Annotated in this window: 14 protein-coding genes; 8 read left to right on the forward strand and 6 right to left on the reverse strand. The window is 38.5% G+C overall.

Going from position 1 to position 13049, the window contains the following annotated elements; genetic code table 11:
* Positions 1-4: 4 nt before the first annotated feature.
* The 5 genes from thrB to F3G76_RS03745 form a co-directional block, all read right to left on the reverse strand.
* Positions 5-889 carry a homoserine kinase gene (thrB, locus tag F3G76_RS03725; protein WP_148823872.1) on the reverse strand — a complete coding sequence of 295 codons (885 nt, stop codon included), beginning with the start codon at positions 887-889 and terminating at the stop codon, positions 5-7.
* Positions 890-897: 8 nt separating this feature from the next.
* Entirely contained in the window at positions 898-1260 is a 363-nt protein-coding gene (locus F3G76_RS03730; RefSeq protein ID WP_087582679.1) for a glycoprotease, read from the reverse strand.
* Between the two features lie 80 nt (positions 1261-1340).
* Positions 1341-2225: a UDP-3-O-acyl-N-acetylglucosamine deacetylase gene (lpxC, locus tag F3G76_RS03735; RefSeq protein ID WP_103636471.1), complete on the reverse strand. Its 885-nt coding sequence runs from the start codon at positions 2223-2225 to the stop codon at positions 1341-1343.
* 60 nt (positions 2226-2285) lie between these two features.
* On the reverse strand, positions 2286-3656 hold the full coding sequence (gene pgp6, locus F3G76_RS03740; RefSeq protein ID WP_103567586.1) for a peptidoglycan metallopeptidase Pgp6: 1371 nt from the start codon (positions 3654-3656) through the stop codon (positions 2286-2288).
* A gap of 61 nt (positions 3657-3717) precedes the next feature.
* A complete protein-coding gene (locus F3G76_RS03745; protein WP_149705959.1) occupies positions 3718-4548 on the reverse strand; it encodes a prephenate dehydrogenase in 831 nt (276 codons plus the stop codon).
* An 89-nt stretch (positions 4549-4637) separates the two neighbouring features.
* On the opposite strand from F3G76_RS03745, the gene bamA reads away from it, so the two are divergent.
* The 7 genes from bamA (at position 4638) to recO (ending at position 11309) form a co-directional block, all read left to right on the forward strand.
* Positions 4638-6893 (forward strand): outer membrane protein assembly factor BamA, encoded by a 2256-nt coding sequence (gene bamA, locus F3G76_RS03750; protein ID WP_103636470.1) that lies wholly within the window; start codon positions 4638-4640, stop codon positions 6891-6893.
* A gap of 129 nt (positions 6894-7022) precedes the next feature.
* Positions 7023-7940, forward strand: a complete 918-nt coding sequence (gene accD, locus F3G76_RS03755; protein WP_149705960.1) for an acetyl-CoA carboxylase, carboxyltransferase subunit beta — start codon at positions 7023-7025, stop codon at positions 7938-7940.
* Between the two features lie 2 nt (positions 7941-7942).
* Positions 7943-8398, forward strand: a complete 456-nt coding sequence (locus tag F3G76_RS03760) for a 23S rRNA (pseudouridine(1915)-N(3))-methyltransferase RlmH (RefSeq protein ID WP_009294328.1) — start codon at positions 7943-7945, stop codon at positions 8396-8398.
* 11 nt (positions 8399-8409) lie between these two features.
* A complete protein-coding gene (gene dksA / locus F3G76_RS03765) occupies positions 8410-8766 on the forward strand; it encodes an RNA polymerase-binding protein DksA (protein ID WP_009294329.1) in 357 nt (118 codons plus the stop codon).
* Positions 8767-8775: 9 nt separating this feature from the next.
* The gene (locus tag F3G76_RS03770) at positions 8776-9774 is read left to right on the forward strand and encodes a uroporphyrinogen III synthase HEM4 (RefSeq protein WP_149705347.1); all 999 of its coding nucleotides are present in this window, start codon (positions 8776-8778) and stop codon (positions 9772-9774) included.
* Positions 9771-10694: a tRNA dihydrouridine synthase gene (locus tag F3G76_RS03775; RefSeq protein ID WP_149705961.1), complete on the forward strand. Its 924-nt coding sequence runs from the start codon at positions 9771-9773 to the stop codon at positions 10692-10694. Before F3G76_RS03770 ends, F3G76_RS03775 begins: the two co-directional genes overlap by 4 nt.
* A complete protein-coding gene (recO, locus tag F3G76_RS03780; RefSeq protein ID WP_021085792.1) occupies positions 10695-11309 on the forward strand; it encodes a recombination protein RecO in 615 nt (204 codons plus the stop codon).
* On the opposite strand, the gene F3G76_RS03785 is transcribed toward recO, so the two are convergent.
* Complete coding sequence (locus F3G76_RS03785) at positions 11306-12454, reverse strand: Cj0814 family flagellar-dependent secreted protein (RefSeq protein WP_149705962.1); 1149 nt, start codon at positions 12452-12454, stop codon at positions 11306-11308. The two genes, recO and F3G76_RS03785, sit on opposite strands and share 4 nt — an antisense overlap.
* A gap of 201 nt (positions 12455-12655) precedes the next feature.
* Here F3G76_RS03785 and F3G76_RS03790 point away from each other — a divergent pair.
* Positions 12656-13049 (forward strand): hypothetical protein (locus F3G76_RS03790; RefSeq protein WP_188116562.1); only part of this gene is annotated, 394 nt, incomplete at its 3' end.

The following is a 13049-nucleotide window of genomic DNA, read 5'->3' on the forward strand; positions in this document are numbered from 1 at the left end:
GTTTTTAGCTTTGCGTAATTTCGTATCCATCGTTATCAAATGAAAAAATTTCCACTCTAAAATCATTAAATTTACTCTTTAAAACATCTTGTAAATTTTTAGCGTCATCTTTGTAAGCGATGTTTAAAAAGCTTGAGCCTGAGCCTGAAAGTGTGCTCATTAGCGCGCCATTTTCATAAGCCACCTTTCGCACCTCAAAAAGCTCTTTTAAAGCGCTCATTCTGCGCTCTTCGTGCATCATATCCTCACTTGCTATCCTTAAAAGATCATACCTTTTTTCATAAAAGCAAGATGTCAAAAATGCAGCGTGCGAGAGGTTATTTACACACTCTTTCATAGTGTAGTTTTTTGGCAAAATTTGTCTTGATGATGCCGTGCTCATCGGCTTATTTGGGATGACAACGACTGCTTTTATATCATCGCTTAAATTTATTTTATTCGCATAAACATTGCCGTTTTTTACGATAGCACTAATAAATCCGCCGTGAACTGCTGGCGAGATATTGTCTGGATGGGTTTCATAGATGATAGCTTTATTTAAAACGACGCTTTTGCTAGCCTTAAATCCAGCCATCTCGTAAGCTGAAGCTATGGCTCCAACGATCACTGCAGAGCTGCTACCAAGTCCTCTTGAAAATGGGATATTGTTTTCAAAAACTATTCTGAAGTTTTCATTTTTGCCGGTTAGCTCTAAAAAAATTTCATTAAAAATGCTTAGAAAAATGTTGTTTCTTTTTAAATTTGTGCTATCACTTCCCTCGCCATTTATAGAGACTGAGCTAAATTTAGATGGTTCGATCTTTACGCTATTAAAAAGCTTTAAACTAAGTCCTAAAGCGTCAAAACCAGGTCCTAAATTTGCACTTGTGGCAGGGATTAAGATATTCAAATTTTCTCCTAAACAGCTTGGATGATATAATTTGGAAGTGTATCTGAATTTAGTTTTAATTCATCTAAATTTAAAGGCAACACAAATCTCACTGGCTCAACTTTTTCAAGTGAAATTTCGCCATTTTTCAAGACAAAGCTTAAATTTTTATTTGCCCTGATCGCTTGGCCGCCATTTAGACTAAAGCCACTAACTGCGTAAAACTCGCAGCCCTTTGCCAAAGAAAAAGTTTTCAAGATGACGTAGGCCACCTTTAGCCCCATGAAGCTGCCTGGCGTGTTTGCATAGATGATCTTTGTGATGTTAAATTTAGAGGATAAATTTTCTAGGATTTTTATCAGAGCTTCACTGACATGCTCGTCAGTTGTGATCTCATCAAATTTTACGCCATCTTTATAGACTCCAACTAAAAGCGGAGTCGATAAAGAGACTACTAAAATTTCAATATTTTTTATGCAAATACCTTTTGATACTCTTTTAAAAGCTCGCCACTAAGCGTTGCGATCTCGTAATTTTTCTCATCTGCCATTAAAGCAAGTGTTAGTTTGTGGTTTAGATCGTGGCTGCCCGCAAATGCTGTGTAGTCACCTAGTAAAGGTGCTCCAAGCAAGCTCAAATCGCCAACTGCATCTAAAATTTTATGCCTTACAAACTCATTTTCAAATCTCAAACCCTCTGGGTTTAAAATATGCGTATCATCGATAGCCACGGCATTATCAAGCGATGCACCAAGGGCTAAATTTTGAGCTTGAAGGCGTTGCAAGTCTTTTAAAAAGCCAAAAGTTCTAGCACGAGCGATATTTTTTACAAATGAGCTCTTGCTAAATTCAAAAAGATATCTTTGCTCGCCGATAACTGGGTGGTCAAATTTGATCGTATAGTCAAATTTTGGATTTCTTGAAGGCGAAGTTCGCACAAATTTTGACCCCTCAACCACCTCGACCTCGCGGCGGACAAGGATGACTTTTTTACCAGCGTCAAGATGTCTTATACCAGCTTCATCAAGCAACATACAAAAGCTTATCGCACTGCCGTCCATGACAGGAATTTCATTTGCATCAACTGAAATTCTAATATTATCAATGCCGTATCCATTTACAGCTGCCATTAGGTGCTCTATCGTGCTGATAAAGCCCTTTTCGTTGCCAACGACGGTTGCCATTTGCGTATTTATAACGTTTTTAGGCTCAGCTTTAAAACTAATACCAAGATCTTCGCGGTGCAAAATAATACCTGAATTTGCATCAAGAGGTTCTAGTATAAGTCTTATCGGCTCACCCTTATGAAGCCCTATACCAACGGTCTCAACGCGTCTTGCGATAGTAGTTTGTTTCAAAAATTTTCCTTATATTTTTTTGTTCGCTTATGATAGCACTAAAAAATCAAATTTGCAAATTTAATTCTTATCTATCATCGCCTTTGCGGCGTCTAGCACACTTGTCACGTTGTCTTTTATCCACTTTTTATCCATCCACTGCTGAGGCCTCACCTCTTCGCCTTGGACCAAAATTCCAAAGTGAAGGTGATCTCCAAGTGCAAGGCCACTCGTTCCAGTTGTGCCTATTTGATCGCCAGCAGCAACCATGTCGCCCTCTTTTACCTTCGCACTTGAGCAGTGTCCGTAAAGTGAATAAAGTCCAAATCCATGATCGATCACGATGTTCAAGCCATAAATTCCATTCTCAGATGCTAGCACAACGCGACCTGCATTGCTAGCTATTATCGGAGCTGATGCCACGCTTGCAAAATCTATACCCATGTGCCACGACTCACTTACTTGCTCATTATTATATGTATAGAAACGGTGGTCGGCAAAATCAGCCACTTTCTTGCCATTTCTAAGTGGGTAAAATGGGATGATATTAAAGCCATTAGTGATGTCAGTATCGACGTTTGAAGTAAGTGCTGTTATCTTCTCTTCATTTGAGTTTCTTAGTGTTTCATTGACAAATTTCATCTTATCAAGCCTAGAAAGAGCGTTTGGATCTTTGGCGTATTGATCTGTTAGATCAACGATCTTTCCGTCTAAAAATCTATCATTTAAAGCAATGGTTGAAGTTTTGTATTTTACATTTTCATAAAAATATCTCACGTGAGATTTGCTCTCATTGCCCGCAAAGTCTCTTGCGATGACCTCTGCGCTAAAGTTTTCAACCTGTACTGGCCAAGCAACAAGTGCTGCATAAAAGCCCTCTTTGTAAAATGGCACAGCCTTAAATTTCTTACCAAAATTTGTCTGGACATAGACCTCTTTTAGCTGATTGTCAGTCGCTCTAAAGACGACAACTGCGCTACCGCCTTTTGAGATAGAGTAAGACTGAGAAAGCACGTAAAGATCGGGCTTAGAGGTATCAAGCACGACTTCAACTTTTTTACTTGCTTTATTGCCCGTAAAAAAGCCCCATTTGCTAGTATCAACCGCTTCTATGCTCATCTCATAAGTATCTTTTTGAGCGAAAAAGCCAGTTTTTGGGAAGGTTAAATTTACATCAAGCTCAGTGCTTGGATTTTGTATGATTTGATTTAGTAAATTTAGGTCATTTTTGCCATCATTTATGCTGATACGTACAAATTTTATACCGCTGTCATCTTTAAATTTGATATTCATAGGCGAGCGAAGGTTCCAATAAACCTTATCAGCAACGCCGATAATTGGCTCGTTTCGCTCAAAGTCTTTCGACATCAAAGCATATCCAAAGCCACCAGCTAATATCAAAACAAGTAAAACTACAACAATACCAAAACCGCCTATTCCACGTCTATACATATATTATTACCTTAAATTTTATTTGCGAAATTTTACATTTAATCAATAAATTTTTAGTTAATTACAAAATTTCTCTTACAGCTCTAGCTTCGCTCATCCAATCAAAAAGCTCATCCCAGCGCTCATCTTTTATGAGATCTTTGCATAAATTTAGCTCTTTTTCAAACATATTTATCGCGGCAACGACGTTATTTTTATTTTGCTTAAAGATATCGCTCCACATAAATGGCGAACTCTTTGCGACACGTATCATGCCCTTAAATGTCGGTCCTCCAAGTGCTACGATGTGCCTTTTATCCTCTTCTTTTAAGATACCGCTAGCAAGCGAAAATGCAATAGCGTGAGGCAGATGCGAGATGAGACCCACGTGATGATCATGCTCTTTTGCACTCATGAAAATGATCTTCATGCCAAGGTGAGAAAATAGTTCAACGCTTCTTTTTACGTGCTTTTCTGCGCTCTCAGCAAAGTCGCAAACTATGACAGTTGCGCCTGTGTAAAGTGACTTAAAGGCAGCTTCTGGACCAGAGTACTCAGTACCTGCCATCGGGTGAGCTGGGATGAAATTTTTACGAATTTTCTCTGGCACGGCTTCTATTATCTTTTGCTTTGTCGAGCCAAAGTCGATGATCGTCGTATCTTCACTAATGTCAGTTAAATTTTGCACGATGCTTACGATGGCCTCAACTGGAACAGCCAAAAAGATGATGTCACACTTCTTTTTCATCTCATCAATGCTTAAAATTTCATGCACCAGTCCAAGCTCGAGTGCTTTTTTACTGTGATTTTCATCTTTATCATATCCGCTGACACACGAGATCAATTTTTCATCTTTTAATGCAAGACCAAGCGAGCCACCCATAAGACCAAGTCCGATGATACCTATTTTCATAAAAAACCTTTAAAATTATAAAATTTAAATTTTTTAAAAATAAAATATGATATTATACGCACTTATACTAAAACTCTAGGTTAAATTTAATGAAAAAGAAATTATTTTTACTAGCACTAGCTTTAAGCGGTCTAAATGCGCAAACGATTCAGTCAATAAATTTCAAAGGTCTAATCCACCTTTCACCTGATGTAGCCACTCAAATAATGGGGCTAAAAGTCGGTCAAGAGCTAACTCCAAAGCTTAGCGATAAGGCCATCACAAATTTATACAAGCAAAATTATTTTGATGATATCTACATAGAAGATACAGGTAGTGGCAATCTTTTAGTAAAAGTAAAAGAGAAGCCAAGCGTAGCTAGAGTCGATCTAAAGGGCGTTGTGACAAACGACAAAACTGCGATCGAATCGCTAATCAACATAAAACCTGGCAATATGTATGATGAGCTAACTATAGAAAAAACAAAAGAGAGAATTCGCCAGTATTACGAGTCAAAAGGCTACTTTGACACGGTTGTCGACGTAGAAAAACAGCCAGTTGCAGATAACGATAGCTCACTTTTCATCACTCTAAACATAAACCGCGGTGAAAATATGATAATCAAAAAGGTAAATTTAGTCGGCGCAAAAGAATTTGACTATGATGATATCGAGCCAGTTGTTGCAAACAAAAGTAGAGAATTTATGGGCTGGCTTTGGGGTAGAAACGACGGAAAAGTTAAACTTTTCGAGCTTGAAAACGACCCAGCAAGGATTCAAGATAAATATTTTCAAAAAGGTTATCTAGATGCGACAGTTTCGTCACCTTACCTAAATGCGTCATTTGATAACTACACAGCTGATCTTACATACTACATCCACGAGGGCGAGCCTTATAAGGTTTCAAATGTAAGCATCACAGCGCCTGAAGAGCTAGGACTTGATACTAAAAAGATCATAGATGACTTTAGACTTGAGGCTGGCGATACGATGAACTCAGCAAGACTTCGCCAAGATATGAAAAAGCTTGACGATATGGTCGCTGACAAGGGCTATGCATTTGTTAAGGTCTATCCAAAGACTGATAAATTTGATGAAAATAAAACAGTTGATATCGACTACGAAGTTGATCCTGGCGAAAAAGTATATATAAGAAATGTTCAAATTTCAGGAAACGACAGAACAGTTGATCGTGTCGTAAGACGTGAGCTATACCTAACTGAGGGAAATTTATATAGCAGAACCGACCTTCAAGACTCAAAAGATGCATTAAAAAGAACAAGTTACTTTGACGATGTCGAGATAGAAGAGGACCCAGTTGATAAAAATACAGTCGATCTAAAAGTAAAAGTAAAAGAGGCTTCAACTGGCTCGATAAGCGGTGGTATCGGATACGGAAGTAGCGATGGCTTGCTACTTAACGCTGCACTTTCTGACACAAACATCTTTGGCTCTGGTCTTCAAGGACAAGTAAGCGTGGATAAGAGTGATAGAGAGCTTTCAGGTCAGATAAGTCTTACAAATCCAAGAATTTTTGACTCAGAGTATAGCCTTGGCGGAACACTCTATGCAAACGACTATGACTGGAGAACATACAAAGAGAGAAGCTACGGCTTTAGCACAACGCTTGGTAGAAAATTAACTAGAAATTTAAGCGCATCACTTACTTATAATATCGAGCAAAGTAAAGTTACTCTAAAAGATGATGAGCTAAGAGATATTAATAGATACACAGGCAAAGAAATTTATAGAGAAGGCAAGGCTATAAAAAGCGCTATCACACCAGCTTTAACATATAATAGCACTGATGATTACTACTTGCCAAGACGCGGTATCATAGCTAGTACATCATTTGAGATAGCAGGACTTGGTGGTGATATGGATTTTGTTAAAAACCGCACAAATTTCAACTACTATCTAGGTCTTAGAGAGTACATAGACTACGATCTTATCTTAAGATATAAAGCAAGCTTTGGCAAAATTTGGGAGAGAGGCTATACTCCTATCAACGAAAGACTTTACCTTGGTGGTATAAGAAGCTTACGTGGTTACGAGAGCAGAACTGTATCTCCAAAGGTAAAATATAATGGCGATTACTATGAATACGGCGGTGAAACATCATTTAACAACTCAGTTGAGATGAGCTTCCCTATAATAGAGCGTGTCAAAATGCGTGGCGTTGTATTTTACGACTATGGTATGATCGGCGAAAATAGCCTAAATGAGATAAAAAGATCATCAGTTGGTACAGGTATCGAGTGGATAACTCCAATCGGACCACTTCAACTAATCTTCGCAAAAGCTCTTAAACCTAAAGAGGGCGATGATACAAATACATTTGAATTTACTATCGGAAGACGCTTCTAATAAGATACTTTTAAGGGGCTAGTATGCCCCTTAAATCCCCTGCAAACAAACAAACTTTAAGTCATATAAGAAAAAGCAAGGCTAACATTAGATATAATCCTACAATTTTTAATATAAGTGGGTAAAAAGATGAATTTCTCAGACATTTTTTCAAAGATAAGAAAAGCTCAACCTCGTCCAGAAGAAGCACCTACACACTGGGTAAAATGCGACAACTGTCACTCACTGATGTATTACAAAGAAGTTGAAGCTTGTTTTAATGTATGCCCAAAATGCGGCTACCACATGAGATTAAAAGCTGATGATCGCATAAATTTGATCTGCGATGAAGGTAGCTTTGTAGAATTTGACGCAAATTTAAAGCCAGTAGATCCTTTAAATTTTGTCGATAAAAAATCATACAAAAAAAGAATCACAGAAAATAAAGAAAAAACAGGACGCACAAGCTCAGTGATATGTGGCGAAGGCAAATGCAACGGACAAGAGATCCAGCTAGTTGTTTTTGACTTTGGCTTCATGGGCGGCTCACTAGCTTCAGTCGAGGGCGAAAAGATCGTAAGAGCGATAAAACGTGCGATCGAAAAACGCCAAGCCTTAATCATCGTAAGCGCATCTGGCGGCGCTAGAATGCAAGAGAGCACATTTTCTTTGATGCAGATGTCAAAGACTTCAGCGGCTCTAAAACTTCTTGATGAAGCAAGGCTACCATACATTTCTATCCTTACAGATCCTACGATGGGTGGCGTTAGTGCATCATTTGCATGGCTTGGAGATCTAATAATCGCTGAACCTGGCGCGCTAATAGGCTTTGCAGGACAAAGGGTTATCAAACAAACCATAGGCGCTGATCTCCCAGAGGGCTTTCAAAGGGCTGAATTTTTGCTTGAGCATGGCCTTATAGATGATATCGTGCCAAGAAGCGAGCACAAAAAATATCTAAGCGATATGGTTAAATTTCTTACAAATAGCAAAGCTATGATCTCTAAAAGCGAAGTGACAACTGGAAACGAAGCTGGCTTTGAGCTAAAGCTAAAAACCAAAGGGTAAGTTTGGAAATTTCGGTTTTTAGCATTCAAAAATCATCGCGTGACAACTTTGAAAACGAGATACAAGAATATATAAAAATGAGTGCAAAATTTGCCAAGATAAACGACAAAATCATATTTAATGAAAAGATAGCAAAGGCTCAAAGCAGCGGTAGAAGCGATGCGCTAAGAGCTTATGATGAAATTTACGAGCCAAATTTAAAAGGCTTTTGCGTGATGCTTGATGAAAATGGCTCACAGCTTGACAGCCAAGAATTTGCTCAAATTTTAAACTCAAATTCACAGATCAATTTTTTCATAGGTGGAGCTTATGGGCTTAGCCAAAATCTAAAAAATAAGGCACAAAAAGTCGTAAGCTTAAGCAAGATGACTATGGCGCACAAAGTCGCCAAGCTCGTACTTTTTGAGCAAATTTTTAGAGGACTTTGCATAAATGCAAACCACCCATATCACAAATAAAGGAATATAAAATGACTCAAAACGAGCTAAATTTTTTCAAAAAGCTACTTGAAGAGCGAAAATTACAAATCAAAAAAAATATTTATGACTCATCAGTTGAAGTAAGCGGTTTAAGAGATAGTGGCGTAAGCGATGAATTTGACATCGCTTCAGTAAATACCGACCAGCTTATAGAGCAGTCTATCTCAACCCAACAACGAGCCGAGCTTCACGAGATCGACGAGGCGCTTGAAAAGATAGCAAACAAGACTTATGGAATTTGTGACATGTGCGAAGAGGAGATCGGCATCCCTCGCCTAAAAGTAAAACCGCATGCAAAATACTGCATAGCTTGTCGTGAGATAATAGAAAAAACAGCAAAAAACTAAGGAGAAAATATGAAAACTAGAAAATTTCTCGTCTACTGCATCATCTACACAGCAGTTGTTGCAGGACTTACCTATTCTCTTAATAGTTCAGACTTCACCTTTGAGCTCTTAGGTCAAGCCATAACCTTGCCAGTAGCTGTCTGGGTGGCACTTCCAGTAGCTCTTTTGGCGCTCCTTGCCCTACTTCACATCGCATATCACGGATACGCCTTTTATAGATATAAAAAATGGATAAAAAAAGATAGCCAACTCTACAAAGACCTTGCAAAAGAGACGCTTCTTGGCTTTGAGAGCAACAAAGACTTTAAAACCGATACTTACAAGATCGCCTCACAGCTCACACGCTCTATCTCACCAGTAGGCGAGCTTAAAGATGTTGGTGTTGATGACGGCGAGATAAACAATATCTTACAAACCATAAAAAGCATAAAAAACAAAGAGATCGTCGATCTAAAGAAATTTAGACTAGCAAAAGATAGCAAGCTAAACATCCTAAACGAGCTAAACAAGATCGAGCAGCTTCCTACTTACTATCTTGATGTGCTTAAAAATCAAGAGCAAAACGATAGCCTTAAAAAGGCAGCCTTCGATAAGCTCATAAAAACAGCTTCATTTAGCGAGATTAAAAAAATCGATCCAGAGCTAGCAAGCGAAGATATAATGACCATTATTACGCGTTTTGTAAATGATGAGATCGACCTAAGTAGCGATGAAATTTTTGGTCTTCTAAACAATGCAAAAGTAACAAAAGCACAATACGACAAAGCAGCCATAATGCTTAAAAATAAGCTAAAACCAGATGCGTTTATCGGTATCTTTGAAAAGCTAAAAAGCATCCATGCTGATGCTGATGAGGCCTACGTATATGCGCTATTTGAGCTTCAGATGCTTGATAAAGTAAGAGAGGCTATCGAGGGTAGCGACCCTGATGAGTTTAAAGAGATAAAGGTTTTACTATTTTTACGAGATAACGGCAAAATGGTTCCTAGCTCGCTATTTTTTAAATGATAGACTTTAGTAAAAAGCCACTTTTCTTAGCGCCACTTGCTGGCTTTTCTGACCTGCCGTTACGAAGCGTCGTCAAGAAATTTGGCTGCGATGTCACTGTTAGCGAGATGATCAGCGCAAATGCCCTGGTCTATGAGAGCAGTGACAAAACTCTTGAAATGCTTAAAAAATCCCCAAACGAAGAGCCCTACGTAGTCCAGATAGCTGGTAGCGACATAGAAAATTTAAAAAAAGCTGTGCAGATAATCAATAAATTTGATGGAATTTACGGGCTCGATCTAAACTGCGGCTGTCCTGTGCCAAAGGTCGTTAGACAAGGCGCGGGATCGGCTTTACTAAACAATCTTGACAAACTTCAAAGCATCATCTCAGCTATAAAAAGCGTCTCAAACAAGAAGAGCCTAAGCGTTAAATTTAGACTTGGCTTTAACGACAAAAACGAAGAACGGATAGCAAAAGCCTGCGAAGAAGCCGGCGCAGACTACATCGCAGTGCATGGGCGCACCAGAGCTGGCGGATACAGCGCAAAGGTTGATTACGAAGCGATCGCTAGAGTAAAGGCAAGCGTAAAAATCCCAGTCGTTGCAAATGGCGATATAAACGCACAAAATGCAGATGAAATTTTAAATCTCACAAAATGTGACGCCCTTATGATCGGCAGAGCAAGCATCGGTAGCCCTTGGATATTTCACGAGATAAAGACCAAAAGTAACGTAGATAAGGCGTTAAAACAAAAGATCATCCTAGCTCACTTTGATGCTATGATCGAGCACTACGGCGAGCACGGACTTTGCATATTTAGAAAGCACCTCCACCAATACAGCAAGGGCATAGACGGCGCAACAACCTTTAGAAACGATGTAAATTTTATCAAAGATATGGCAGCGATGAGAGAGCGCATAAGGGAGTTTTTTGCCTAGATGCAAGGCTACATCCTGCGCGTGCAAAAGGTCAGAGACGAGGACCTTTTAGTCTTTGTGCTAACGCCAAATTTGCTCGTAAAGTCGTATAGATTTTTTGGTGCACGCCACTCAAACATCATGACTGGCTACAAGATCGACTTTGAACTCGAGCAAGAGGCGAAATTTCTACCAAAGCTTAGAAGCATACTTCACCTTGGCTTTAAGTGGCTGCTAGAGCGCGACAAACTCATCATTTGGCAGCAGTTTATGCGCCTACTTTATGATCATCTAAAAGAGGTCGAGCAGCTTGATGAAATTTACTTTTTTGAGCTTGATCGCTGCGCCAAACAGATGCAGCTACAAAACCCAAAACGCCTTATCATCGAAAGCTACGTCAAAATTTTAGAGTATGAAGGCAGGCTTCACAGCGAGCTTGAGTGCTTTATCTGCGACGAGGAGATAGAAAGCGAGCTTTGCCTAACTCGTGGCTTTTTGCCCTCTCACAAGCACTGCCTTGATAGAAGCGAATTTGACGCTAGCAAGATCAAAAATTTGTTTGATACAAAAAGCACGATCGAGCTAAATGACGATGAGATAAACCGCCTTTATAAAATTTTACTTGACGGACTTTAGGCTTTTACCTTCATCCTCTCATCAAATTCTTTTAAAACATCCATTATTTTATTTGCTAGCCCCTCGAGCGTGTGATCTTTTTTAAGCTCTAAATTTCTAAGCTTTAAAATCCTAGCTAGTATATCTTTTAGATCTTTCTTACCAGATAGTATCTCATCATAATAAGCCTTTGGTATGCCTATCTCGCTTCTATCTTGCTTTGTAAGTATGAGTGTGTCTCTATATACATTAAGAGCTTCGTCGGTTATCCTTGTTGTGCCACCTTGCAGCACAAGACCTTGCTCGTTTTTTAAAAATGCTACAAAGATTTGCTCCTTTGTATAGCCTTGTTCGTTATCATATACGGACATATCAGGTTTAAAGTCATATCCAGCACTACTAACCCACATATAAGGGATAGTATGCTCAGTTGTCATCACTTCTGGAGAAAAGTCAAGGAAATTTCCATTAACTTCTACATTTATATCGCTTAGATCATTTATTAGCTTGCGTGCATTCTCTACGTCTTGAGTCGTTCTAAAGATATGAGTTATCTTTTCATTGCTTCTATCGGTTAGTCCATCTAGCTCATCGCTCGACATCCTACCCATTAGGTATTCGTAATGCTCTATTTTTTTATCTTTTGAAAAGTAGCCCTTTGGCATCTTTGCCAGATCTTCATTTGAGTAAAACTCTTTACCCTTACTAATAACTCCAGCTGAAATTTGATCAAAAATTTTATAGTATTGCTTTATAGTGTCTGCTAGATCGATATTTGCAAAGCTATCCTCTCCAAAGAGTTGGTTATCTTTTTTTGTTTCCATTATAGAATTTGTATAGTTTGGGTGTTTTTGATTATGCAGCACTATCGCATCAAGTGTGCTTTTGTGGATTTTAAAATCTTGTGGCAAACCTGCTGCTTTGTTAAAATCAGCTCCCATAAATCCTTTAGCATCTACGCTATATCCATAACCCTCTTGTGAAATAAATTTGGCCTGATAAAGAGAGTCGATAGCGCTAGATGAAACAAAGTCATTTTTAGGAGTAGTGACTTGGCTGATCAAATTTATATTTGGAGTGCTAGGCAAGAAATTTGCAAAGCCTTCGTTTTTTGTCTGTTTTTGGTAGTGCTGTTTTGTTAAGATGGAGTTATAAGAGACTTTCATAGCTTACTCCTTGAAAATTTAGCTTCAAAGAGTAAGCAAAAGTTGTGCCGAAAAATTTTTATCAACAGGAGAGCATTTTGTGTAGGGATAAGTCATATATAAACTAAATCGCTAAAAGGTCGATTTAAATCAAAGAAAAACCTTACTCAAACAAATTTTGAAAAATCATTGAGTAATTTAAAATTTACTAAGGATAGTAAAATGCAAATTTCTAGCTCGCCATATCCTTATCTGTCTAGAGAGCACATAGCTAGTGAGATGGAGTTTAAATTTAACGATATAAACGAGATACTTAGTAACGATATGGGATATGGTATGAGCTTTCCTAAATACGCAAGGCTTGATAGAAAAGCTCAAGCTGCGGCTTATGATAGGCACATATATCCGCTATCTGGCTTTACAAAAGGTGATGAAGCAAAAGTCACTATCATAGGAAAGCTTAGAGGCTATGATCCTGATTTTACAAGCGAGCAGTTGTCAGATCTTAAAAATTTCATAAATGAAAGCAAGGGTTTGTTTGTTGAATACATACAAGGTCAGCAAGCAAAACCAGACAATGATAAGCCAAAAATTTTAAGAGATACCCCATACACTG

Origin of the sequence: Campylobacter concisus (assembly GCF_902460575.1) — a bacterium.
Taxonomy (GTDB): Bacteria; Campylobacterota; Campylobacteria; order Campylobacterales; family Campylobacteraceae; genus Campylobacter_A; species Campylobacter_A concisus_AW.